Annotated in this window: 23 protein-coding genes; 17 read left to right on the top strand and 6 right to left on the bottom strand. The window is 68.2% G+C overall.

What is annotated here, in order from left to right; genetic code table 11:
* Positions 1-17: 17 nt before the first annotated feature.
* The gene (locus AC1VXD_RS14640) at positions 18-1,694 is read right to left on the bottom strand and encodes an electron transfer flavoprotein-ubiquinone oxidoreductase (protein ID WP_482992652.1); all 1,677 of its coding nucleotides are present in this window, start codon (positions 1,692-1,694) and stop codon (positions 18-20) included.
* A 223-nt stretch (positions 1,695-1,917) separates the two neighbouring features.
* Here AC1VXD_RS14640 and AC1VXD_RS14635 point away from each other — a divergent pair, with 223 nt between their 5' ends.
* Positions 1,918-3,081, top strand: a complete 1,164-nt coding sequence (locus AC1VXD_RS14635) for an acyl-CoA dehydrogenase family protein (RefSeq protein WP_482992651.1) — start codon at positions 1,918-1,920, stop codon at positions 3,079-3,081.
* Positions 3,082-3,211: 130 nt separating this feature from the next.
* On the opposite strand, the gene AC1VXD_RS14630 is transcribed toward AC1VXD_RS14635, so the two are convergent.
* Together AC1VXD_RS14630 and AC1VXD_RS14625 are read right to left on the bottom strand one after the other, a co-directional pair.
* Positions 3,212-3,691 (bottom strand): tRNA (cytidine(34)-2'-O)-methyltransferase, encoded by a 480-nt coding sequence (locus tag AC1VXD_RS14630; protein WP_482992650.1) that lies wholly within the window; start codon positions 3,689-3,691, stop codon positions 3,212-3,214.
* A gap of 70 nt (positions 3,692-3,761) precedes the next feature.
* Complete coding sequence (locus tag AC1VXD_RS14625; protein WP_482992649.1) at positions 3,762-4,238, bottom strand: XAC0231 family protein; 477 nt, start codon at positions 4,236-4,238, stop codon at positions 3,762-3,764.
* Positions 4,239-4,643: 405 nt separating this feature from the next.
* Here AC1VXD_RS14625 and AC1VXD_RS14620 point away from each other — a divergent pair, with 405 nt between their 5' ends.
* The 4 genes from AC1VXD_RS14620 to AC1VXD_RS14605 all read left to right on the top strand — a co-directional run bounded on the left by AC1VXD_RS14620 (position 4,644) and on the right by AC1VXD_RS14605 (position 10,150).
* Positions 4,644-7,493, top strand: a complete 2,850-nt coding sequence (locus tag AC1VXD_RS14620; protein WP_482992648.1) for a M16 family metallopeptidase — start codon at positions 4,644-4,646, stop codon at positions 7,491-7,493.
* Between the two features lie 202 nt (positions 7,494-7,695).
* Positions 7,696-8,013 carry a DUF4156 domain-containing protein gene (locus AC1VXD_RS14615; protein ID WP_108767322.1) on the top strand — a complete coding sequence of 106 codons (318 nt, stop codon included), beginning with the start codon at positions 7,696-7,698 and terminating at the stop codon, positions 8,011-8,013.
* 101 nt (positions 8,014-8,114) lie between these two features.
* A complete protein-coding gene (locus tag AC1VXD_RS14610) occupies positions 8,115-9,131 on the top strand; it encodes a 3-oxoacyl-ACP synthase III (protein WP_150455264.1) in 1,017 nt (338 codons plus the stop codon).
* Positions 9,132-9,259: 128 nt separating this feature from the next.
* Positions 9,260-10,150 (top strand): alpha/beta fold hydrolase, encoded by an 891-nt coding sequence (locus AC1VXD_RS14605; RefSeq protein WP_482992647.1) that lies wholly within the window; start codon positions 9,260-9,262, stop codon positions 10,148-10,150.
* 115 nt (positions 10,151-10,265) lie between these two features.
* On the opposite strand, the gene AC1VXD_RS14600 is transcribed toward AC1VXD_RS14605, so the two are convergent.
* Positions 10,266-10,637 (bottom strand): YkgJ family cysteine cluster protein, encoded by a 372-nt coding sequence (locus tag AC1VXD_RS14600; protein ID WP_482992646.1) that lies wholly within the window; start codon positions 10,635-10,637, stop codon positions 10,266-10,268.
* Between the two features lie 104 nt (positions 10,638-10,741).
* Between AC1VXD_RS14600 and oleC the strand changes: the two genes are divergently transcribed.
* From oleC to AC1VXD_RS14585, 3 genes are all read left to right on the top strand, one after another.
* Positions 10,742-12,400, top strand: coding sequence for an olefin beta-lactone synthetase (gene oleC, locus AC1VXD_RS14595; protein WP_482992645.1), 1,659 nt, complete (start codon positions 10,742-10,744; stop codon positions 12,398-12,400).
* Positions 12,397-13,383, top strand: coding sequence for a 2-alkyl-3-oxoalkanoate reductase (gene oleD / locus AC1VXD_RS14590; protein ID WP_482992644.1), 987 nt, complete (start codon positions 12,397-12,399; stop codon positions 13,381-13,383). The genes oleC and oleD overlap by 4 nt, the downstream gene beginning before the upstream one ends.
* A gap of 121 nt (positions 13,384-13,504) precedes the next feature.
* Entirely contained in the window at positions 13,505-13,660 is a 156-nt protein-coding gene (locus AC1VXD_RS14585; protein ID WP_005407633.1) for a DUF1328 domain-containing protein, read from the top strand.
* Between the two features lie 81 nt (positions 13,661-13,741).
* On the opposite strand, the gene ddlA is transcribed toward AC1VXD_RS14585, so the two are convergent.
* Positions 13,742-14,827, bottom strand: coding sequence for a D-alanine--D-alanine ligase (gene ddlA / locus AC1VXD_RS14580; RefSeq protein ID WP_482992643.1), 1,086 nt, complete (start codon positions 14,825-14,827; stop codon positions 13,742-13,744).
* Between the two features lie 389 nt (positions 14,828-15,216).
* Here ddlA and AC1VXD_RS14575 point away from each other — a divergent pair, with 389 nt between their 5' ends.
* The 4 genes from AC1VXD_RS14575 to AC1VXD_RS14560 all read left to right on the top strand — a co-directional run bounded on the left by AC1VXD_RS14575 (position 15,217) and on the right by AC1VXD_RS14560 (position 18,924).
* Complete coding sequence (locus AC1VXD_RS14575; RefSeq protein WP_482992642.1) at positions 15,217-15,852, top strand: ubiquinone biosynthesis accessory factor UbiJ; 636 nt, start codon at positions 15,217-15,219, stop codon at positions 15,850-15,852.
* Positions 15,849-17,504: a ubiquinone biosynthesis regulatory protein kinase UbiB gene (gene ubiB, locus AC1VXD_RS14570; protein WP_482992641.1), complete on the top strand. Its 1,656-nt coding sequence runs from the start codon at positions 15,849-15,851 to the stop codon at positions 17,502-17,504. The genes AC1VXD_RS14575 and ubiB overlap by 4 nt, the downstream gene beginning before the upstream one ends.
* A complete protein-coding gene (locus AC1VXD_RS14565) occupies positions 17,501-18,088 on the top strand; it encodes an O-methyltransferase (protein WP_482992640.1) in 588 nt (195 codons plus the stop codon). The genes ubiB and AC1VXD_RS14565 overlap by 4 nt, the downstream gene beginning before the upstream one ends.
* Positions 18,089-18,186: 98 nt before the next feature.
* Positions 18,187-18,924 (top strand): pseudouridine synthase, encoded by a 738-nt coding sequence (locus AC1VXD_RS14560; protein ID WP_482992639.1) that lies wholly within the window; start codon positions 18,187-18,189, stop codon positions 18,922-18,924.
* 34 nt (positions 18,925-18,958) lie between these two features.
* On the opposite strand, the gene AC1VXD_RS14555 is transcribed toward AC1VXD_RS14560, so the two are convergent.
* On the bottom strand, positions 18,959-19,486 hold the full coding sequence (locus tag AC1VXD_RS14555) for a DUF2059 domain-containing protein (protein ID WP_108767331.1): 528 nt from the start codon (positions 19,484-19,486) through the stop codon (positions 18,959-18,961).
* Between the two features lie 134 nt (positions 19,487-19,620).
* Here AC1VXD_RS14555 and arfB point away from each other — a divergent pair, with 134 nt between their 5' ends.
* From arfB to AC1VXD_RS14530, 5 genes are all read left to right on the top strand, one after another.
* Entirely contained in the window at positions 19,621-20,052 is a 432-nt protein-coding gene (gene arfB, locus AC1VXD_RS14550; protein WP_108767332.1) for an alternative ribosome rescue aminoacyl-tRNA hydrolase ArfB, read from the top strand.
* Between the two features lie 4 nt (positions 20,053-20,056).
* Positions 20,057-20,659, top strand: coding sequence for a lysophospholipid acyltransferase family protein (locus tag AC1VXD_RS14545; protein WP_482992638.1), 603 nt, complete (start codon positions 20,057-20,059; stop codon positions 20,657-20,659).
* 111 nt (positions 20,660-20,770) lie between these two features.
* Positions 20,771-22,927, top strand: coding sequence for a peptidyl-dipeptidase Dcp (gene dcp / locus AC1VXD_RS14540; protein WP_482992637.1), 2,157 nt, complete (start codon positions 20,771-20,773; stop codon positions 22,925-22,927).
* A 205-nt stretch (positions 22,928-23,132) separates the two neighbouring features.
* A complete protein-coding gene (locus AC1VXD_RS14535; RefSeq protein ID WP_482992636.1) occupies positions 23,133-23,528 on the top strand; it encodes a hypothetical protein in 396 nt (131 codons plus the stop codon).
* Positions 23,529-23,531: 3 nt separating this feature from the next.
* A complete protein-coding gene (locus AC1VXD_RS14530; RefSeq protein ID WP_482992635.1) occupies positions 23,532-23,978 on the top strand; it encodes a 3-dehydroquinate dehydratase in 447 nt (148 codons plus the stop codon).
* Positions 23,979-24,082 lie beyond the last annotated feature (104 nt).

Raw genomic sequence — 24,082 nt, 5'->3', positions numbered from 1 at the left:
GTCGCAGCCCGGCGCCATCACATGCCCGAGTAGTTCGGGCCGCCGCCGCCCTGCGGGGTCACCCAGACGATGTTCTGGGTGGGGTCCTTGATGTCGCAGGTCTTGCAGTGCACGCAGTTCTGCGCGTTGATCTGCAGGCGCGCGCTGTCACCTTCGCCGACGAACTCGTAGACACCGGCCGGGCAGTAGCGCGCTTCTGGGCCAGCGTACTCAGCCAGGTTCACCTGCACCGGCACGCTGGCGTCCTTCAACGTCAGGTGGCTGGGCTGGTTCTCGTCGTGGTTGGTGCTGCTCAGGAACACCGAGCTGAGACGATCGAAGGTCAGCACGCCGTCGGGCTTGGGGTAGGCGATGCGCGTGTGCTTGGCCGCCGGTTCCAGGCAGGCGTGGTCCGGGGTGCTGTGGCGCAGGGTCCACGGCGGGTTGCGCACACCCAGCTTGGGCAGCAGCCACTGCTCGATGCCGGTCATCAGCGTGGCCACGGTCTGGCCCTTCTTGAACCACTGCTTGAAGTTCTTGGCCTGCTGCAGCTCGGTGAACAGCCAGCTGGCTTCGAACGCCTTCGGGTAGGCGTCCAGTTCATCGTGCTGGCGGTCGGCGGCCAGGGCATCGAAGGCCGCATCGGCGCACAGCATGCCGGTCTTGATCGCGGCGTGGCTGCCCTTGATGCGGCTGACGTTGAGGTAGCCGGCCTCGCAGCCGACCAGCGCGCCACCGGGGAACACCGTCTTCGGCAGCGACATCAGGCCACCGGCGGTGATGGCGCGGGCGCCGTAGCCGATGCGGGTGCCGCCTTCCAGGTGTTTGCGGATGGACGGGTGGGTCTTGAAGCGTTGGAACTCCTCGAACGGGCTCAGCCACGGGTTCTTGTAGTCCAGGCCGACCACATAACCGACGGCGACCTTGCCGCCGTCGGCGTGGTACAGGAACGCGCCGCCGTAGGTGTCGTTGTCCAGCGGCCAGCCGGCCGCATGCACCACCAGGCCGGGCTCGTGCTTGGCCGGGTCGATCTGCCACAGCTCCTTGATGCCGATGCCGTAGGCCTGCGGGTCCTTGCCTTCATCCAGCTTGTAGCGGGCGATCAGCTGGCGGCCGAGGTGGCCGCGCGCGCCTTCGCCGAAGATCGTGTACTTGGCATGCAGGGCCATGCCGCGCTCGAAGGCCGGGCCGATGCTGCCGTCCTTCTCGATGCCCATGTCGCCGGTGGCTACGCCGATCACCGCGCCATCGTCGCTGTACAGCACCTCGGCGGCGGCGAAGCCGGGGAAGATCGCCACTTCCAGCGCTTCGGCCTGCTGCGCCAGCCAGCGGGTCACTTCACCCAGGCTGATGATGTAGTTCCCTTCGTTGTGGAAGCACTCCGGCAGCAGCGCGTTGGGCGTGCTGCGCGCGCCGGTCTCGCTGAGGAACAGGAACTCGTCGCGGGTGACCTTCTGCTTCAGCGGTGCGCCGCGCTCGGCCCAGTCCGGGAACAGTTCGGTCAGGGCGCGCGGGTCCATCACCGCGCCGGACAGCACGTGTGCGCCCGGCTCGGAGCCCTTTTCCAGCACGCACACCGACAGCTCGCGGCCGGCTTCCACCGCGCGCTGGCGCAGGCGGATCGCGGTGGCCAGGCCGGCCGGGCCGGCACCGACGATCACCACGTCGAATTCCATTACTTCACGTGGGGGGAGGGCGTTGGCTTCAGCGCTCATCGATTGCATGACTCGTGGGTAGGGCCGGCATCGGGGCCACCGGCGGTGCCTGGGAATCGCGCGTGCGGCCACGGGCGAAACGGTTGTTTGAATGTGTCAGGGTACCGGGCCGCGCGTGATCGAGCTAGATAGACGCCTTTCACCGCACGATTGCTGCGGCGCAGCGTAATGTCCCGGCTCCGAATGACCGACAATGGCCCGGTCCTGACTGCGCGTGAGTGCCATGGCTTTGCATCCGTACGATCTGTTCGATGTCCGTTCCCTGCTCAGCGAGGAAGAGCGCGCGGTGCAGGACAGCGTGGCCCGCTTCACCAACGAACGCGTGCTGCCGATCATCGGCGATGCCTTCGACCAGGCCCGCTTCCCCGAAGAGCTGGTGCCGGAGGTGGCCGCCCTGGGCCTGCTCGGCGCGACCCTGCCGGCCGAATACGGCGGCGGCGACCTCGGTGCGGTCAGCTACGGCCTGATCTGCCAGGAGCTGGAGCGCGGCGATTCGGGCCTGCGCAGCTTCGTGTCGGTGCAGAGCTCGCTGTGCATGTACCCCATCTACGCCTACGGCAGCGAGGAACAGCGCCGCCAATGGCTGCCGGCGATGGCGCGCGGTGAACTGATCGGCTGCTTCGGCCTGACCGAGGCGCACGGCGGCTCCGACCCGGCCAGCATGAAGACCCGCGCGGTGCGCGACGGCAGCGACTGGCGCATCAACGGCAGCAAGATGTGGATCACCAGCGGACCGGTGGCCGACCTGGCCATCGTCTGGGCGCAGACCGAGGACGGCATCCAGGGCTTCGTGCTGGAAAAGGGCATGGCCGGTTTCACCACGCAGGAGATCAAGCACAAGATGAGCCTGCGCGCCTCGCTGACCGGTGCGTTGTATTTCGATGACGTTCGCGTGCCCGACAGCCACCGCCTGCCGAACGTGAAGGGCCTGAAGGGCCCGCTGGGCTGCCTGACCCAGGCCCGCTTCGGCATCAGCTGGGGCCCGATCGGTTCGGCCATCGCCTGCCTCGATGAGGCGCTGGGCTATGCCAGGGAGCGCGTGCTGTTCGGCCGCCCCCTGGCCGCCACCCAGAGCGCGCAGATCAAGCTGGCCGAGATGGCCCGCCGTATCACCACTGCACAGCTGCTGGCCCTGCAGCTGGGCCGCCTGAAGGAGGCCGGCCAGCTGCAGCCGCAGCAGGTCAGCCTGGCCAAGTGGAACAACTGCCGCATGGCGATCGATATCGCCCGCGAATGCCGCGACCTGCTGGGCGGCGCCGGCATCACCACCGAGCACGTGGCGATCCGGCATGCGCTGAACCTGGAATCGGTGATCACCTATGAAGGCACCGAGACCGTGCACCAGCTGGTGATCGGTCGCGAGCTGACCGGGATCAGTGCGTTCTGACGGCTATCCACGCATGGCGTGGATCTACTGACATCCACGCATGGCGTGGATCTACTGACATCCGCGCGTGGATCCACGGGTAGATGCCAACCTTGGTTGGCATGCCGTGGTCACCGCGGTTGTGCGCGCGTCATGCGCCGCCGGCAAACCCGTGCTGGCGCCAGGCCTCGTACATCACCACGGCCACGGTGTTGGACAGATTGAGGCTGCGGTTGTCCGGGCGCATCGGCAGGCGCAGGCGGCGACCTTCGGGCAACGCATCGAGCAGGTCCTGCGGCAGGCCGCGGCTTTCCGGCCCGAACAGGAAGGCATCGCCTTCTTCGAACCCGACGCTGTCATAGCGCACGCTGGCCCGGGTACTCAGGGCGAACAACCGCTTGGGCGCGATGCGCGCCAGCGCGGTGTCCAGGTCGGGGTGCACCTGCAGGCGCGAATACTCGTGGTAGTCCAGCCCGGCACGCTTGAGCTGCTTGTCTTCCAGTGCGAACCCGAGCGGTTCGACCAGGTGCAGCCGCGCGCCGGTGTTGGCGCAGAGGCGGATCACATTGCCCGTGTTGGGCGGGATTTCCGGTTGGAACAGGATCACGTGGAACAGGGGCGCGGCATTCATCGCTGCAGTGTACCTGCGACCGATGCCGCCATTACGGCGCACGCCCTGCGCGGGGCAGGGCGGACGCCGCTTACGGACGCAGCAGGACCTGGGCGGTTTCGGTGGCCAGGGCCTGCAGATCGGCAGAACTCGGGCGCACCTGCAGGGCCGGCAGGTTGGTGATGACCTGGTTGGCGACGCTGGTGGCGGCGGCGGCCAGGGTGGCGGCGTAGCGCTGGGCTTCCAGCTCGGCGGCCAGGGCCACGCGCTGTTCCAGGCTCGGGCGCACTTCGACGGCGGCCAGGGTGGTGATCGGCAGGGCGGCAGCGACCGGGGCGGCGATGAAGCCGTCGCGCTCGGCCAGCTGGTTGGCGCTGGGGCGCACTTCCACGGTGGCGAGGGTGACGATGCCGCTGGCCTGTTCCCAGGCCTGCTGGGCCAGCTGGTCGGCGGCCGGGCGGACCTGCACCGTGGACAGGGTCTTGATGGATTCGGAGGCCTGCACCGACGAAACAACCGCGGTGCCGGCAATCAGGGCGATGGCGATGGCAATGGTCTTGGCGTTCATGACGGGGCCTGTTTAGTGTTGGTGAGCGGTGGTGTGGTAGTAAGGTAGAACACCAATTCGGGGCTTACAAGGAAAATTTTCAAATCCTTGCTTTTGTTCAGCATCCAGTCACTTTTGATCTGAAGCCCTTCCTGGCGCAGAAAGAACATAGCAATCCCCGTGCCAACTACAGGGTATTGATTTAAAAGGGATTTAAGGTATGCGAAGAGTGTCCGCAGGGCGGACACCTGTCCGTTCGAACGGCGTTGGACACTGTCCGGACGATGAACCGGGCGGCCCGTGACCGGCCTGAAGCGGGCCCGGAAGGCCCTCGGCGGCAGACACCCCCAGTGACTGGTGGCTGATACCGGCCCCCGCGCCCGCGCGCTAGGATCGCGATTCACCAACGTGACCAAGGATCCGGAAATGTCTCTCGCCCTGCGCCCGCGCACCGCGCTGCTGGCCGTCGCCCTCAGTACTGCACTCGGCACGCTTGCGCCGACCGCCGCACTGGCGGCCAAGCCGACCGCCGCCACCAAGGTCGATATCCCGTTCGAGCAGTTCACCCTGCCCAACGGCCTGCGCGTGATCGTGCATACCGACCGCAAGGCGCCGATCGTGGCGGTCAACATCTGGTACCACGTGGGCAGCAAGGACGAGCCGGCCGGCCGTACCGGTTTCGCGCACCTGTTCGAACACCTGATGTTCCAGAGCAGCGAGAACCACGACGGCGAATACTTCGAGCCCTTCAAGCAGGTCGGTGCCACCGGCCAGAACGGCACCACCAACACCGACCGCACCAACTACTTCGAGAACGTGCCCACCACCGCGCTGGACATGGCGCTGTGGATGGAATCGGACCGCATGGGCCACCTCGTCGGTGCGATCGACCAGGCGGCGCTGGATGAGCAGCGCGGCGTGGTGCAGAACGAGAAGCGCCAGGGCGAGAACCAGCCCTATGGCCAGGTGTGGGAGAAGATCAACCGTTCGCTGTATCCGGTCGGCCACCCGTACCACCACAGCGTCATCGGTTCGATGAACGACCTCAACGCCGCCTCGCTGGATGACGTCAAGACCTGGTTCCGTACCTGGTATGGCCCCAACAACGCGGTGCTGGTGCTGGCCGGCGACATCGACCTGGCCACCGCCAAGGAAAAGGCCGCCAGGTATTTCGGCAGCATCCCGGCCGGCCCGACCATGGCCCAGCCGAAGGTGGACGTCGCCAAGCGCGATGCCGACACCCGTGAAGTGATGACCGACAAGGTGCCGCAGGCGCGCATCTACCGCGCCTGGAACGTGGCCCAGGTCGGCACCACCGACATCGACCAGCTGCAGCTGCTGGGGCAGATCCTCGGAGGCGCCAAGTCCTCGCGCCTGAGCCAGCGCCTGCAGCACCAGGACAAGCTGGTGGACAACATCAGCGCCGGTGCCTACGCCTCGCAGCTGGGCTCCAACTTCATGGTCATGGCCACCGTGAAGCAGGGCCAGGACCCGGCCCAGGTCGAGAAGATCATCGATGAGGAGATCGAGCGCCTGCTGAAGGACGGCCCGACCGCCGACGAGCTGTCGCGCGCCAAGACCGGCTTCCGCGCCGGCTTCATCCGCGGCATCGAGCGCATCGGTGGCTTCGGCGGCAAGGCCGACGCGCTGGCCGAGTGCGCGGTCTACACCGGCGACCCGGGCTGCTTCCGCACCTCGCTGGCCAACATCGACAAGGCCACCGCCGCCGACCTCAAGCGCGTGGGCGCGCAGTGGCTGGACAAGGGCAGCCACACCCTGGTGGTCGAGCCGGGTGAGCGCGTCGCGCTGCAGGAAGAAGCCTCGGCCACCCCGAAGCCATTCAACGTGCCGGCCGTGGACAGCAAGTACAGCACCCTGCCGGAACAGGTCGACCGCAAGGCCGGCGTGCCGCAGACCCGCGAGTTCCCGCAGCTGAAGTTCCCGGCGCTGCAGCGTGCCACCCTGAAGAACGGCACCACCGTGGTTCTGGCCGAGCGCCACGAGATTCCGGTGGTGCAGTTCAGCTACCAGTTCCCGGGCGGCTTCACCGCCGACCAGGGCCGCAAGCCGGGCACCGCCAACTTCACCATGAACCTGATGACCGAAGGTGCCGGCAAACTGGGTTCGCTGGCCTTCGCCGATGCGGCCGACGCGCTGGGCGCCAGCCTGGACGCGGGCGCCGGCCTGGATTCGGTGACCGTCGAACTGTCGGCACTGAAGGAGAACCTGGTGCCGTCGCTGGCGCTGTACCGCGACCTGCTGCGCGAGCCGCGCTTCGAGCAGGGCGAGATCGACCGGGTCAAGGCCTCGTGGATCGCCGGCATCAAGCAGGAGAAGGTCAACCCGAACGCGGTGGCCATGCGTGTGCTGCCGCCGCTGCTGTACGGCAAGGGCCACCCGTACGCCATTCCGTTCACCGGCAGCGGTGACGAAGCGGCGATCACCAGCCTGGGCCGCGAAGACCTGGTCGACTTCCACCGCGACTGGCTGCGTCCGCAGGACGGCACCCTGATCGTGGTCGGTGACACCACCCTGGCCGAGATCGTGCCGCTGCTGGACAAGCAGCTGGGCGACTGGACGGCCAGCGGCGATGCACCGGTGATCAAGGCCAGCACCGCCGTGGCCGTGCCGACGGCTCCGCGCGTGTTCCTGATCGACCAGCCAGGTGCAGTGCAGGCCAACCTGTTCGCAGGCCAGGTGGTGGCGCCGTCCAGCGACCCCGGCTCGACCCGCTTCGACATCGCCAACGGCGTGCTCGGTGGTGACTTCACCTCGCGCCTGAACATGAACCTGCGCGAGGACAAGCACTGGTCCTACGGTGCCCGTACCAGCGCCAGCAGCACCGTGGGCCAGCGCCCGTGGATGGCGATGGCGCCGGTGCAGATCGACAAGACCGGTCCGGCCCTGGCGGAAATGCGCAAGGAGATCGCCGAGTTCGCCGATGGCAGCAAGCCGGCCACCGAGGCCGAGGTCAACCGCATCCGCAACATCCAGACCCTGAGCCTGCCGGGCGCTTATGAGACCGCCGCCGCGGTGGCCTCGACCATCGGCAGCATCGTGCAGTTCAAGCGTCCGGACGATTACGTGGTGCGCCGCAAGGCCGAGATCGAGGCGATGACCCCGGCCCAGGTGCAGCAGGCGGCCGCCGCGATCAAGCCGCAGGGACTGACCTGGGTGGTGGTGGGTGACCTCAAGCAGACCGAAGCAGCCGTGCGCGAGCTGAAGCTGGGCGAAGTGACCGTGATCGACGCCGAAGGCAACCCGGTCAAGAAATAAGGGATGCGCCTGCCCGCCCCGGCGGGCAGGTCTCCTGTGGCAGCGCCGGGCCATGCCCGGCGGTTTCTCGGCGGCCAGCGATGCCGCGCTGCGCGCTCGCCGGGCACGGCCCGGCGCAACCGGGGGCTCCGACCCCACTCCCGGCTACCCCCGATTCAGGCTGTTCAGGCAGAATCGCCCCATACCCTTCCAGGATCTGCCCATGCGCCTTCTGCTGCTGTCTTCCCTGCTGCTCACCGTCACGGCCTGCACCTGGGTGCCGATGGAACCGGCCGGCAAGACCGTGCGCGTGCTCCCGGCGGGCCCGCTGCCGGCGGGCTGCATCACCAAGGGTGAGGTCGTGGTCACCGTGAAGAGCAAGGTCGGCTTCTACAACCGCAACCCGCTGCGCGTGCAGGAAGAGCTGGAAACCCTGGCCCGCAACGAGGCCCCCAGTGCCGGCGCCAATGCCGTGCAGGCCGCTGCGGCCCCGGCCGATGGCAGCCAGCGCTTCGCCGCCTTCCAGTGCCCGCCGCGCTGAGCGGGCACCATACGGCCAAGGCTGAATTCGTAAAGATGCGGTTAAAGCCCCGGAGTTATAGAATAGCGCCCCCTTTTGCCTGAGCCTTGGCGCTAACCTCGATGCTCTTCAAGAATGTCTCGATCGCCGGCCTGGCACACGTCGACGCGCCGCATACGCTGACGACCAAGGAAATCAACGAACGGCTGCAGCCGACGTTGGATCGCCTCGGCATCCGCACCGATGTGCTCGGCGATATCGCCGGCATCCACGCCCGCCGCCTGTGGGACCACGGCGTCCTTGCCTCCGATGCCGCCACCATGGCCGGCCGCAAGGCGCTGGAAGATGCAGGCATCACCGCCGGCCAGGTCGGCCTGCTGGTCAATACCTCGGTCAGCCGCGACTACCTGGAGCCGTCCACGGCCTCCATCGTCTCCGGCAACCTCGGCGTCAGCGACGAGTGCATGACCTTCGACGTCGCCAATGCCTGCCTGGCCTTCATCAATGGCATGGACATCGCTGCACGCATGCTCGAGCGCGGTGACATCGACTACGCGCTGGTGGTGGATGGCGAGACCGCCAACCTGGTGTACGAAAAGACCCTGGAGCGCATGACCGCCCCGGACGTCACCGCCGACGACTTCCGCAACGAGCTGGCCGCCCTGACCACCGGTTCGGGTGCCGCCGCCATGGTGATGGCGCGCTCGGAGCTGGTGCCCGACGCCCCGCGCTACAAGGGTGGCGTGACCCGCTCGGCCACCGAATGGAACCAGCTTTGCCTGGGCAACCTGGACCGCATGGTCACCGACACCCGCCTGCTGCTGATCGAAGGCATCAAGCTGGCGCAGAAGACCTTTGCCGCCGCCAGGATCGCCCTCGGCTGGGCCGTGGAGGAACTGGACCAGTTCGTCATCCACCAGGTCAGCCAGCCGCATACCGCCGCGTTCATCAAGAACTTCGGCATCGACCCGAAGAAGGTCATGACCATCTTCGGCGAGCACGGCAACATCGGCCCGGCCTCCGTGCCGATCGTGCTGAGCAAGCTCAAGCAGCTGGGCAAGCTGAAGAAGGGCGATCGCATCGCACTGCTCGGCATCGGCTCGGGCCTGAACTGCTCGATGGCTGAAGTGGTCTGGTAAGACCTCCTGTAGAGCCGAGCCCATGCTCGGCTCACGCGCCCAGCGCGGTTTCACCGCGGCCTGACCGGAGAGCAGCCGAGCATCGGCCCGGCTCTACACTGCGCCGCGATTCACACTAGGTGCTCCGCATGCGCGATCTTCCCGGTTACCCCGCCCACCCGCAGCGTTTCGAGGTCCGTCCCGGCCTGTCGATGAGCTATCTCGACGAAGGCCCGCGCGATGGCGAGGTGGTGGTGATGGTGCACGGCAACCCGTCGTGGAGCTATTACTGGCGCACGCTGGTGGCCGGCCTGTCGGACAGGTACCGCTGCATCGTGCCGGACCACATCGGCATGGGCCTGTCGGACAAGCCCGACGACCAGCGTTACGAGTACACCCTGCAGTCGCGCGTGGATGACCTGGAGGCGCTGCTGGAGCATCTGGGCATCACCGGCCCGGTCACCCTGGCCGTGCACGACTGGGGCGGCATGATCGGCTTCGGCTGGGCGCTGTCGCACCACGCGCAGGTGAAGCGCCTGGTGGTGCTCAACACCGCCGCCTTCCCGATGCCGGCGGCCAAGAAGATGCCGTGGCAGATCGGGCTGGGCCGCCACTGGAAGATCGGCGAGTGGATCATCCGCACCTTCAATGCGTTCTCGTCCGGTGCCTCGTGGCTGGGCGTGGAACGGAAGATGCCGGCCGACGTGCGCCGCGCCTACGTGTCGCCGTACAACAGCTACGCCAACCGCATCAGCACCATCCGCTTCATGCAGGACATCCCGCTGTCGCCGGCCGACAAGGCCTGGTCGCTGCTGGAGCGTGCCGGCCAGGCGCTGCCGTCCTTCGCCGACCGCCCCGCCTTCATCGGCTGGGGCCTGCGCGACTTCGTGTTCGACCACCACTTCCTGGAGGGCTTCCAGGCCGCGCTGCCGAAGGCCCAGGTGCACGCCTTCGAGGACGCCGGGCATTACGTGCTGGAAGACAAGCACGAGGTGCTGGTGCCCGAAATCCGCGCCTTCCTGGACGCGAACCCGCTCTGATGGATGTGCCGAGATCCAGGCACGGGGGCGGATCCCTCTCGCAGAGAGGGCGCTGACCCCATCCGGGCAATCCGGGGTCAGCGCCGTTTCTGCGAAACGGATCCGACCCCTGGCATCAGGCCGCGATCGGGTTGTTGTCGCCGCCTTCCCAGTCCGCCGCGGTCAGCGGGTCCAGGCCATAGGCGATGCGCGCCTTGTCGCACTGCGGGCTGGCCTTGCCGTATTCCCACGACGCATCCACCTCGCGGCACACGCTGGGCCGGTTGGGGTGGATGGTGCAGCGCGAATACACGCCGATCTGCGCGTCCAGCGCCACGCAGCGCACCGGCTTGGAGTGCGTGCCGCGCATGCACAGGCGGTGCGGGTCCAGCACTTCGGTCAGCGGGTGCGGCACGCCGCCGGGGGTGACCTCGTCCGATTCCATCCAGTGGAAGGCAACACGGTACTGGGTGCAGCAGGCGCCGCAGGTCATGCAGGGATGTTGCATGGGCAAGCCGCCTCGGGCGGCAACGGGAATCGGGAACGAAGCTGCGGATTTTCCACGAAGTGGGCGGCCGCGCAAGAAATTCCGTAAGCGGCGACAATGAACGGATGAACGGACCCTGCAATATCGCGGCGCGGCTGCCTGAACTGGCCCGCGAACGCCCTGACCAGATCGCCATCCGTTGCCCCGGCCGCCGTGGTGCCGGCAACGGCATGGCCGCCTACGACGTGACCCTGGACTACCGCCAGCTGGACGCCCGCAGCGATGCCATGGCCGCCGGCCTGGCCGGCTACGGCATCGGCCGCGGCGTGCGCACGGTGGTGATGGTGCGGCCCTCGCCCGAATTCTTCCTGCTGATGTTCGCCCTGTTCAAGCTGGGCGCGGTGCCGGTGCTGGTGGACCCGGGCATCGACAAGCGCGCGCTGAAGCAGTGCCTGGACGAGGCGCAGCCAGAAGCCTTCATCGGCATTCCGCTGGCCCACGTGGCGCGGCTGGCGCTGCGCTGGGCGCCGTCGGCCACCCGCCTGGTCACCGTCGGCCACCGCCTGGGCTGGGGCGGAACCACCCTGGCTGCGCTGGAGCGCGCCGGTGCCAGCGGCGGCCCGATGCTGGCCGCCACCGATGGCGAGGACATGGCCGCCATCCTGTTCACCAGCGGCTCCACCGGCGTGCCCAAGGGCGTGGTCTACCGCCACCGCCACTTCGTCGGCCAGATCCAGCTGCTGGGCAGCGCCTTCGGCATGGAGGCCGGCGGCGTCGACCTGCCGACCTTCCCGCCGTTCGCCCTGTTCGACCCGGCACTGGGGCTGACCTCGGTCATCCCGGACATGGACCCGACCCGGCCGGCGCAGGCCGACCCGGCGCGCCTGCACGATGCCATCCAGCGCTTCGGGGTGACCCAGCTGTTCGGTTCGCCGGCGCTGATGCGGGTGCTCGCCAGGTACGGCCGGCCCCTGCCGACGGTGCGCCGGGTGACCTCGGCCGGTGCGCCGGTGCCGCCGGACGTGGTGGCCACCATCCGCAGACTGCTGCCGGACGACGCGCAGTTCTGGACCCCCTACGGCGCCACCGAATGCCTGCCGGTGGCCGTGGTCGAAGGCCGCGAACTGGAGCGCACCCGCGCCGCCACCGAGGCCGGTGCCGGTACCTGCGTGGGCAGCGTGGTCGCGCCCAACGAGGTGCGCATCATCGCCATCGACGATGCGCCGCTGCCCGAGTGGTCGCAGGCCCGCGTGCTGGCCATCGGCGAGGTGGGCGAGATCACCGTGGCCGGCCCCACCACCACCGATACCTACTTCAACCGCCCGCAGGCCACCGCCGCGGCGAAGATCCGCGAAACCCTGGCCGATGGCAGCACCCGCGTGGTGCACCGCATGGGCGATGTCGGCTACTTCGATGCGCAGGGCCGCCTGTGGTTCTGCGGGCGCAAGACCCAGCGCGTGGAAACCGCGCGCGGGCCGCTGTACACCGAGCAGCTCGAGCCGGTGTTCAACACCGTGCCCGGCGTGGCCCGCACCGCGCTGGTGGGCGTCGGCGCCGCCGGTGCGCAGGTGCCGGTGCTGTGCGTGGAACTGCAGTGTGGGCAGTCCGACGGCCCGGCGCTGCAGGAGACCCTGCGCGCGCACGCGGCCGTCCACGCCGCCGAGGCCGGACTGCAGTACTTCCTGGTGCATCCGGCCTTCCCCGTCGATATCCGTCATAACGCCAAGATCGGCCGCGAGAAGCTCGCCGTCTGGGCCCGCGCCCAACTGGAGAAGCGCGCATGAAGATCCTGGTCACCGGTGGTGGTGGTTTTCTTGGCCAGGCGCTGTGCCGCGGGCTGCTTGAACGTGGCCACCAGGTGCTGGCTTTCAACCGCAGCCACTACCCGGAACTGCAGGCGATGGGCGTGGGCCAGATCCGCGGCGACCTGGCCGATGCGCAGGCGGTGCTGCACGCGGTGGCCGGTGTCGACGCGGTGCTGCACAACGGCGCCAAGGCCGGTGCCTGGGGCAGCTATGACAGCTACCACCAGGCCAACGTGGTCGGCACCGAGAATGTCATTGCCGCCTGCCGCGCGCACGGCATCGGCAAGCTGGTCTACACCTCCACGCCCAGCGTGACCCACCGCGCCACCCATCCGGTGGAAGGGCTGGGCGCAGACGAAGTGCCTTACGGCGAGAACTTCCAAGCGCCGTATGCGGCGACCAAGGCGATTGCCGAACAACGCGTGCTGGCCGCCAACGACGCCACGCTGGCCACCGTGGCACTGCGCCCGCGTCTGATCTGGGGCCCGGGCGACCAGCAGCTGGTGCCGCGCCTGGCCCAGCGCGCCCGCCAGGGCCGCCTGCGCCTGGTCGGTGATGGCAGCAACAAGGTCGACACCACCTACATCGACAACGCCGCGCTGGCGCACTTCCTCGCCCTGGATGCGCTGGCGCCGGGTGCGGCCTGTGCCGGCAAGGCCTACTTCATTTCCAACGGCGAACCGCTGCCAATGCGCGAGCTGCTCAACAAGCTGCTGGCGGCCGTCGGCGCGCCGGCCGTGGAAAAGACCCTCAGCTTCAAGACCGCCTATCGCATCGGTGCCATCAGCGAACGCCTGTGGCCGCTGCTGCGGCTGCCGGGCGAACCGCCGCTGACCCGCTTCCTGGCCGAACAGCTGTGCACGCCGCACTGGTACAGCATGGAACCGGCACGTCGTGATTTCGGCTACGTGCCGCAGGTGAGCGTCGAAGAAGGGCTGCGCCGCCTGAAGGCCGCGTCGTGACGGCAGCGTCACGGCGCTGAAGGCTTCATCGGCCGAACAGATCACCGTCACCGGTTGCACACCGGCAGATCCGCAGGATGGACCCAACGCCATACCGGCCGGACCACCCGCGAGGAACGCCATGCTGCACTACGCCATCATTTTCTTTGTCATCGCCATCATCGCCGCCGTGCTCGGCTTCTCCGGCATCGCCGGTGCCGCCACGAACATCGCCTGGATCCTGTTCGTCGTGTTCCTGATCCTTGCGGTTATCTCGATGTTCCGCAAGCGCGGGTAGTCGATATCGCTTTCTGTAGAGTCGAGCCGTGCTCGACTGACCACAACGCAGTCGAGCATGTCTCGACTCTACAGAAGGCCGTTACACCAGCGCGCGATCAGCCGCGTGCCGTTCCAGCGCCAATTCGACCAACCGCGTGATCAGCGCGGTGTAGCCCAACCCGCTGGCATCCCACAGCTTGGGGTACATGCTGATGCGGGTGAAGCCGGGCAGGGTGTTGATCTCGTTGGTGACGATCTGCCCATCCGCGGTGAGGAACACATCCACCCGCGCCATGCCTGCACACTCCAGGACCTGGTACGCCTGCAGAGCGATCTGCTGGATGCGTGCCTGTACATCGCCATCGATCGCCGCCGGTACCACAACATCCGCCCCATCGGGGTTGATGTACTTGGTGTCGTAGGCATAGAACTCGTCGTGCACCACCACCTCGCCGCAGACACTGGCCTGCGGTAGATCGTTGCCGAGCACCGCACACTCGATCTCGCGGCCGACCACGGCCGATTCCACCAGCACCTTGTGGTCATGGCGCAGCGCCAGCTGCAGCGCCTCGGCGAATTCATCGGCCTGCTTGACCTTGCTGACCCCCACCGACGACCCCTGGTTGGCCGGCTTGACGAACAGCGGCAGGCCCAGGCGCGCGATCAGCGCCTGCACGTCCACGTCCGCCGCTTCGTGGCGGCGGATGCACACCCACGGCGCCACCGGCAGCCCCGCATCGCGCAGCAGCCGCTTGGCCACGTCCTTGTCCATGGCCGCCGCCGAGCTCAGCACCGGCGAACCGACGAAGGGCAGGTTGGCCATGCGCAGCAGCCCCTGCAGCGCGCCGTCCTCGCCCAGCGGCCCGTGCACGATGGGCAGCACCACATCGATCTGGCCGAGCGCGGTGGACGCATCCACCGGCTGCAGTTGCGCCTGCCCCGCACCGGGCCGCACCGCCAGCGCCGTGCCGGAAGGGTGCAGCGCGATGCGTGCAGGGTCATCGGCATTGATCAGGAAGGTATCGGGCTGGCTGAGGTGCCACTGGCCCTGCTTGTCGACGCCCACCAGCACCGGCTCGAAGCGCTCGCGATCAAGCGCATCGAGGATGTTCTTCGCCGACTGCAGCGACACTTCGTGCTCGGAAGACATGCCCCCGAAAATGATCCCGACCCGGATCCGTGCCATGCGCGTTGTCCTGTGTGACAAGGCCACACAGCATGAACCGCCCGGCCCGGTTACGGTAGTTGCCAACCTTGGTTGGCACACCAGCAACAGCAGTGGGGTCAGAGCCCGTTGCGCAGCAACGGGATCCGACCCCGTGCCGTTCCGACAGATCGCGTAAATCTGTCGATGGCGGGGGGGGGGGGGGTGGGGCGGTGCGGTGCGGGTGTGCTGTGTGAGCCGCATGGATGCGGCGACCAAGCCCCCATGGACGGGTTTACGGCGTCCCCGCACACCCACACCGCTCCGACTCCCCCAGGAAGCCGCTTTGGCATTTGACGTTGACGTTGCCTCTGCAGGTGCCGGGCGGCAGCCCGGCCCAAGCCCCCCACCCACGCAGGTAGAATGCACACATGGCTCTCTCCCTGCTCTCGTCCCTCAAGCCAGTCGCCGGCCGTGCCCTGCAGGCTGCACTGAACCGCGCACTGGCGCTGGATCCGGATACCCGGCACGCCCTGGCCAGCCTCGACGGCCGCCACATCGACCTGACCCTGGACGCACCGTCGCTGGCGATGCGCATCAGCGTCGATGGCGACATGTTGCGCGTCGGCCCGGTGGACGCACAGGAAGCCGACCTGGCCGTGCGCAGCAGCCTGGCCGGCGTGCTCGCCCAGCTGCCGCTGCTGGCCAACGCCCGCCGCGGCAACGACAACGGCAAGGGCCGCGTGCGCGTGGCCGGCGATGCCGAACTGGCGCGCCGCCTGCAGCAGCTGGCCAAGGGCTTCGACCCCGACTGGCAGCAGCCCTTCGTCAGCGTGTTCGGCGAGGTGCTCGGCGTGCAGGTCGCCAGCACCCTGCGCAGCGCCCTGCAGCACGCGCGCCAGGGCGCCATCGACCTGGCCCACAGCGCCGCCGAATTCATTACCGAGGAGTCGCGCGACGTGGTGCCACGGGCCGAACTGGATGCCTTCCACGACGACGTGGACGTGCTGCGTGACGACGTCGAGCGCCTCGGCGCACGCGTGCAGCGCCTGCGGGGTGCCGCATGAAGGCGCTGCTGCGGGCCAACCGCATCGGCCGCGTCATCCTGCGCTACCGCCTCGACGACCTGCTGCAGGGCACCCCGGCCGAGCGCTGGCTGCGCGTGGTCAAGCCCTTCGTACCGCGTGCCTCGGCCGGCATCGCCTCGCAGTCGCGTGGCGCACGCCTGCGCCTGGCGCTGCAGGACCTGGGCCCGATCTTCGTCAAGTTCGGCCAGATCCTGTCCACCCGCCGCGACCTGGTGCCGCCGGACGTGGCCAACGAACTCACCCTGCTGCAGGACCGGGTCAAGCCCTTCGACGGCGATACCGCGCGCCGCATCGTTGAAGAAGCGCTGGGCCTGCCGGTCAGCGAAGCCTTCGCCAGCTTCGACACCGAGCCGCTGGCCTCGGCCTCGATCGCGCAGGTGCATGCCGCGACCCTCGCCGATGGCCGCCAGGTGGTGGTGAAGGTGCTGCGCCCAGGCATCGAGAAGCAGATCGACGCCGACATCGCCCTGCTCAATTCGCTGGCCGCGCTGGTCGAGCGCACGCACCCGCGCGCCGACAAGATCCGCCCGCGTGAAGTGGTGGCCGAGGTCGAGAACACCCTGGCCGCCGAATTGGACCTGCAGCGCGAAGGCGCCAACGCCAGCGTGCTGCGCCGTTTCTGGGAAAACAGCGACGACCTGTACGTGCCGGAAGTGATCTGGAGCCACACCGCCGAGCGCGCGCTGACTCTGGAGCGGGTGTGGGGCATTCCCTCCGATGACATCGCTGCCCTGGACAAGGCCGGCATCGACCGCAAGGCGCTGGCTGCTAAGGGCGTGAGGGTGTTCTACACCCAGGTGTTCCGCGACAACTTCTTCCACGCCGATGCGCACGCCGGCAACATCTGGGTCGACACCGATCCGGCGCGCCGCGACAACCCGCGATTCATCGCGCTGGATTTCGGCATCATGGGCCAGCTCTCGCAGGAAGATCAGTACTACCTGGCCGAGAACTTCATGGCCATCTTCAACCGCGACTACCGCCGCATCGCCGAACTGCACGTGCAGGCGCGCTGGATGCCGGACAACGTGCGCATCGACGACCTGGAAGCGGCGGTGCGGTCGGTGTGCGAACCGTACTTCACCCGCCCGCTGTCGCAGATCTCGCTGGCCGAGGTGCTGTTGAAGCTGTTCCGGGTAGCCCAGCGCTACCAGCTGACCCTGCAGCCGCAGCTGATCCTGCTGCAGAAGACCCTGCTGAACATCGAAGGCGTGGGCCGCCAGCTGGATCCGCAGATTGACATCTGGGCGGTGGCCAAGCCGGTGCTGGCGAAGATCCTGCGCGAGCGTTACAGCCCGCGCCGGGTCGTGCGCGAGATCGGCAAGCGCCTGCCGGAAATCATGACCCACGCGCCGGACATGCCGCGCCTGGTGCACGCCTGGCTGACCCAGCAGGTGGAAGGCCGCCATGAACTGGCGATGCGCTCGCGTGACCTGGTCACCCTCGATGCCAGCCTGCAGCGCCTGCAGAAGCGCGCGGTCGGTGCCATCACCGGCGTCGGCCTGCTGGCCATCGCCACGCTGATGTACGTGCTGCAGCCGCCGGGCTGGTACTGGGGCGACCTGCCGGTGCTGAGCCTGGGCGCCGCCGCGGTGGGTGCCTTCGCGCTGGCCCGCGCGTGGTGGCGATGAGCGCCGCCCTGCAGGCCCTGAAGGATGAGCTGGCTCGCCACGGCGGGGCCAACGATGCGCGCGAGACCGAGCGCGGCCGGCGCATGCTGAACATCACCGCCGACACCGGTGAGCTGCTGTCGGTGCTGGTGCGCTTCGGCCAGGCGCGGCGGGTGCTGGAAATCGGCACCTCCAATGGTTATTCCACACTGTGGCTGGCCGAAGCCGCCGCAGCCATCGATGGCCACGTCACCACGCTGGAGTACGCCGCTGACAAGGTCGCGCTGGCGCAGGCGAATTTCGAACGCAGCGGCCTGGCCGGGCGCATCCGCCTGGTGCACGGCGATGCCGGGCAATGGCTGGCCAGCGCCGCCGATGCCAGCATCGACCTGTTGTTCCTCGATTCGGACCGCGACCAGTACGCCGGCTGGTGGCCGCAGCTGCGTCGCGTGCTGCGCCCCGGCGGCCTGCTCGTAGTCGACAACGCCACCTCGCACGCCGCACAGATGGAACCGCTGCGCGCGCTGCTGGATGCGGACGCGGACTTCAGCACCAGCCTGGTACCGGTGGGCAACGGCGAACTGCTGGCCGTGCGCAACGGCTGATGGACGCCTTGTAGAGCCGAGCCCACGCTCGGCTGCTGTTGCGGGAGGCGAGCATGGGCTCGGCTCTACAGGGCAAGGGGCACCCTTATAATCGCGCGGTGAGCACCGAACCTGACACCCTCGCCGCGGTCGAGATCGAAACCGCCCCCCTGCAGCTGCTGCACCTGGACGAGCGCCTGGCCGTGGTCAACAAGCCGGCCGGGTTGATGGTCCATGACAGCAAGCTGGCCCGTGGCGAAGACGATTTCCTTGCCGACCGCCTGCGTGAGCAGCTGGGCCGGCCGATCTTCCTGGTGCACCGCCTGGACCGCGCCACCAGCGGCTGCCTGCTGCTGGCCTTCGACCGCGAGACCGCCAGCGTGCTGGGCAAGGCGCTGATGGGCGGCGAGGTGAGCAAGGATTACCTGGCCATCTGCCGTGGCTGGCCAGCCGAGGAGGCCTGGCAGGTCGACCACGACCTGGACGGCGGCCCCGGCAAGCCGGTGAAGAAGCCGGCGGTGACCGATTTCCAGCGCCTGGCCACCGGCGAACTGTCGGTGCCGGTGGGCGACTTCGCCAGTTCGCGCTACGCGCTGCTGCGCTGCCAGCCGCAGACCGGCCGCTTCCGGCAGATCCGCCGCCACCTCAAGCACCTCTCGCATCACCTGATCGGCGATACCAGCCACGGTGACGGGCGCCACAACCGCAATTTCCGCATGCAGGGCGTGCACCGCATGCTGCTGCACGCCGAACGCCTGCGTTTCCCGCACCCCGATGGCGGCACGGTGGACGTGCGTGCGCCGGTGGACGGTGAATTCCGGAAAGCCCTGGACCTGTTCGGCTGGCAGGTGCCGTAACCGATCCGACCCCATCCATCCCGACGTCCCGGCGTTATTTCTTCTCCGGCTCGTCGAGGATCGCCTGCATGTCCTTCTCCAGGTCGGCCATCAGCGGCTTCATCTTTTCCTGGATGGCGATCATCACGTTCTGCATCAGCAGCGGGGTCTTGTCCAGCAGGCTCTGCCCGGCCGAGCTCTCGTAGAACTCAGCCATCGCCAGCACGTCTTCCTTGCTGAAGCTCTTCTTGTAGAGATCCACGTACATCGGCCGCAGCTGCTGCCAGGACAGCGCCTTGGTCAGGGTGGCGGTGGTGCGCTGCTGCATGCGCTGCAGCTGTTCGGTCTGCTGCGGGGTCAGCTGGCGCTGCCGGGCGATGTCCTCGAACTGCTGGCGCTGCATCGTCTCCAGCTGTGGCAGCATGCCGTCCAGCAGGCTCTGCGCACGCGAGGCGGCCAGCAGGCGGTTGATGTCGGCGTCGGTGGGCGCCGCGGCCAGGGCCGGTGCGCTGGCCGCGGCCAGTGCCAGCAGCAGCACGGTACGGCGCAGTCCGGTGGACAGGGCGGGAATGAAGCGGGTCATGCGAAGCTTCCTGCGGGACATGGGATGGCCAGCATACCCGCTGCACAGGCGAAGGCGACGTGTTCGGTGCCTGATCGGCGGCATACGGTGCGCGATGGCAGCCACGGCAACGCGGCTGCCGCTACAATGCGCGGATGGGCAGTGGACCGGTCACCATCAGCGCGCAGCTTGAAATCCCCGACGGCGAGATCGTCGAGCGGTTCGTGCGTGCCAGTGGTGCCGGCGGGCAGAACGTCAACAAGGTTTCCACTGCGGTGGAACTGCGCTTCGACGTGGCCAACTCGCCCTCGTTGCCCGACCCGTTGCGTGAGCGCCTGCTGGCGCGCCGCGACCGGCGGATGACCGGCGAAGGCGTGCTGGTCATCGACGCGCAACGGTTCCGGACCCAGGATCGCAATCGCGAGGATGCGCGCGAGCGGCTGGCGGCCTTCATCCAGGCCGGGTTGAGCGTGCCCAAACCACGCAAGGCCACCAAGCCGACCCACGGGTCGAAACTGCGTCGTCTGGACGCCAAACGCGGGCGCGCGCAGATCAAGCGCGGTCGCTCATCACGTGACTGGGAGTGATTGCTTGAACAAGCCGAATCCATTGCTGCCGGCCGTGCCGCCGCAGATGCCGCAGGTCAAGCCCAACGCCTTCCTGCGCTGGCTGGCGCGCTGCACCCTGCGTGTCGGCGGCTGGAAGGTGACAGGCACCTTGCCCGACGTTCCCAAGGTGGTCTTCATCATCGCCCCGCATTCGTCCAACTGGGATGGGCTGTGGGGCATGGCGGCCAAGATCGCGCTGGGCATGAAGGTGAAGGTGCTGGGCAAGGCCTCGCTGTTCTGGTGGCCGCTGGGCCCGCTGCTGCACAAGCTGGGCGTGATCCCGCTGGACCGCAGCGCGCCGCAGGGCACCGTCGGCCAGGCCGTGGACCTGCTGCGCAACAACGAGAAGATGTGGTTCGCCATCACCCCCGAAGGCACCCGCAAGGCCGTGAAGGACTGGAAGGCCGGCTTCCTGAAGATCGCCCGGATGGCCGACGTGCCGATCCTGGCCGCCTACTTCCACTACCCGGAAAAGACCATCGGCATCGGCCCGCTGTTCCAGCCGACCGGCGATGATGCCGCCGACATGGCCGCCATCCGTGAGTTCTACCGGCCCTGGATGGGCAAGACCCGCGGCACGGTCTGAGCCGGCCACGGCCGGCAACCGAGGCGCCACGTCCGGCACATGCCGGGCGTGCGCGACAGGAGTAGGGTGGAGGGCTGGTATCCCATACCGTCCGCCCAAGGAGCGTTTTACATGTCGCGTACCGTAGTCCTGGCCGCCGCCATCAGCCTGGCGCTGGCGGCCTGTTCCGGCAAGGAGTCCACCCCCGTGTCCGAAGCACAGAACTCCCCGGCCCAGCAGCCGGCCGAAGCCTCCACCAACCCGCTGCTGAGCGCCAGCACGCTGCCGTTCCAGGCGCCGCAGTTCGACAAGATCAAGGACAGCGACTACACGCCGGCTTTCGAAGAAGGCATGCGCCAGCACCTGGCCGACGTCCGCAAGATCGCCGACAACGCCGAGCCGGCCACCTTCGACAACACCATCGTGGCGATGGAGCGCAGTGGCGAGACCCTGAACCGGGTGTCGCGCATCTTCTTCGGCCTGGTCCAGGCCGATGGCACCGAAGCGCGCCAGAAGATCCAGGAAGACATCGCCCCGAAGCTGGCCGCGCACCAGGACGAGATCAACCTCGACCCGAAGCTGTTCGCCCGCGTGAAGTCGCTGTACGACCAGCGTGACACGCTGGAACTGGACCCGGTGCAGAAGCGCCTGGTCGAGCATTACTACGACGGCCTGGTGCGCGCCGGCGCGCAGCTGTCCGACGCCGACAAGGCGAGCCTGCGCAAGCTCAATGTGGAAGAGACCACCCTGTCCACCCAGTTCCACACCCGCCTGGTGGCTGCAACCGCCGCTGCGGCCGTGGTCGTCGATGACAAGGCCAAGCTGGCCGGCCTGGACGAGAACGCGATCAACAACGCGGCCAACGCCGCCAAGGATCGCAAGCTGGATGGCAAGTTCGTGCTGCCGCTGCAGAACACCACCCAGCAGCCGGTGCTCGGTTCGCTGAGCGACCGCGACCAGCGCGCTGCCGTGCTGAAGGCCTCGGAAACCCGTGCCGAGCGTGGCGACAAGAACGACACCCGCGAGACCGTGCAGCGCCTGGCCCAGCTGCGTGCGCAGAAGGCCAAGCTGCTCGGCTTCGAGACCTTCGCCGATTACCAGCTGGGCGACCAGATGGCCAAGACCCCGGCCGCGGCGCTGAAGCTGCTGACCGACACCGTGCCGGCTGCCACCGCCAAGGCCCGTGCCGAAGCCGGTGAGATCCAGAAGGTGATCGACGCCCAGAAGGGTGGCTTCCAGGTTGCCGCTTCGGATTGGGACTTCTACGCCGAGCAGGTCCGCAAGGCCAAGTACGACCTGGACGAATCGCAGGTCAAGCCGTACTTCGAGCTGGACAACGTGCTGCAGAACGGCGTCTTCTACGCCGCCACCCAGCTGTACGGCATCACCTTCAAGCAGCGCACCGACATTCCGACCTACAACCCGGACATGAAGGTGTACGAAGTGTTCGACAAGGACGGCACCTCGCTGGCCCTGTTCTACACCGACTACTTCAAGCGTGACACCAAGTCCGGCGGCGCCTGGATGGACGTGTTCGTCGAGCAGGACGGCCTGACAGGTGCCAAGCCGGTGGTCTACAACGTCTGCAACTTCACCAAGCCGGCCGATGGCCAGCCTGCGCTGATCAGCTTCGACGACGTCACCACCATGTTCCATGAGTTCGGCCACGCCCTGCATGGCATGTTCTCGAACGTGAAGTACCCGTCGATTGCCGGCACCGCCACCTCGCGCGACTTCGTCGAGTTCCCTTCGCAGTTCAACGAGCACTGGGCGCTGGACCCGAAGGTCTTCGCCCACTACGCCAAGCACTACAAGACCGGCGAAGCGATGCCGCAGGAACTGGTCGACAAGATCCTCAAGGCACGCAGCTTCAACCAGGGCTACGCGACCACCGAGTACCTGTCGGCCGCACTGCTTGACCTGGCCTGGCACACGCAGAAGGCCGATGCCCCGCTGCAGGATGTGGGCGCCTTCGAAGCCAGCGCGCTGAAGAAGTTCAAGGTCGACCTGCCGCAGGTGCCGCCGCGTTACCGCACCACCTACTTCGACCACATCTGGGGCGGCGGCTACTCGGCCGGTTACTACGCCTACTTCTGGGCCGAAGTGCTGGACCATGACGCCTACCAGTGGTTCACCGAACACGGTGGCCTGACGGCGGCCAACGGCCAGGAGTTCCGCGACAAGATCCTCTCGCGCGGCAACAGCGTGGAGCTGTCGACCCTGTACCGCGATTTCCGCGGCAAGGACCCGTCGGTGGAACCGCTGCTGAAGTTCCGCGGGCTGAAGTAAGAAATGCAAAACGGCGGGGGAAACCCCGCCGTTTTTCGTTGCGTTAGCCGGGGTCGGATCCCGTTGCGCACCGCGCAATGGGCTCCGACCCCGTTTGCGTTACGCACCTTTTACGCGCCACGCCCTCCCCCGGCATCGCACCTTTACGGCCTGCACGCGCATCGTGTGCCTACCGCGCCGCAGGGCGCTTTGTGCAAGGTGGTGTATGACCCTCCTGGTGATCCGGCACGCGCCGTCGTCGGCGCCACGCCCGCAGCTTCCGCTGGAACTGTGTGGCCATCGCGTGCTGTGCAACGACTGCGCCAGCCTGTCCGATGTGCGCCACTGCCTGTGCCAGGCACAGGCCGATGACTGGGTACTGCTGGACGTAGGCGTGGCCGACGACGCGCAGTGGCAGGCCGAGGGCGGCGCCCTGCAGGCGGCACTGGAGCGCATGCCCGCCACGTACATCGAACTGCAGGCCCCGCACGCGCCGGGCCTGGATGCACGCCTGCGCCTGCAGCACGGGCCGGCCGCGGTGGTGGTCGACCAGCGCAGCCAGCAGGCGGGCTACCCGTTGTCGCTGGCCATCGTCGGCCGCCGCCTGGCGCAGGAGGGCTGAGCCATGTCGATCTTCATCATCCGTGGCCCGGAAGCCGCCGGCCCGCTGATCCGCACGGCCCTGCCGCTGCCGGCACCGGTGCTGAAATCACTGGTGCACCGCGCGATCGATGCCGGCACCAGCGTGGCGATCCGCGCCTGCGGTTCGGAACAGGAACTGCTGGACGCGTTGCGCGTGGCCGACCACAGCCGCGGCGAGGTGACCCTGCTCGACCCCGGCGCCTGTGCCGGCAGCCTGCGCCTGCAACGCCTGCTGCCGTACCTGCACAACGCCTACGTGGAAGTGCACGACGATGGCGCCGTGGCCGAACCCCGCCTGCCGGCCGGTGTCGGCCAGCGCCTGGGCATCGCCGCCGGCTACGGCGCGCAGAGCTACGTGCTGGCGCTGGACATCGCCCTGGACCACCTCGGCCTGGCCGAGCACGCCAACCGCGTGCACGTCGGCACCTGACCGCCATCGGTAGCGGCCGGGGGGGGCCCGGGGGGGGGGGGGGGGGCCGCCCGCGGGGGCCCGCGCGGGGGGGGCGCGCGGGCCCGGCCGCGGGGGGGGGGTAC

This window comes from Stenotrophomonas sp. STEN054, from assembly GCF_056854535.1.
Note: the sequence above shows the minus strand (reverse complement) of the source record. Positions and strands in the feature narration are given on the sequence as shown.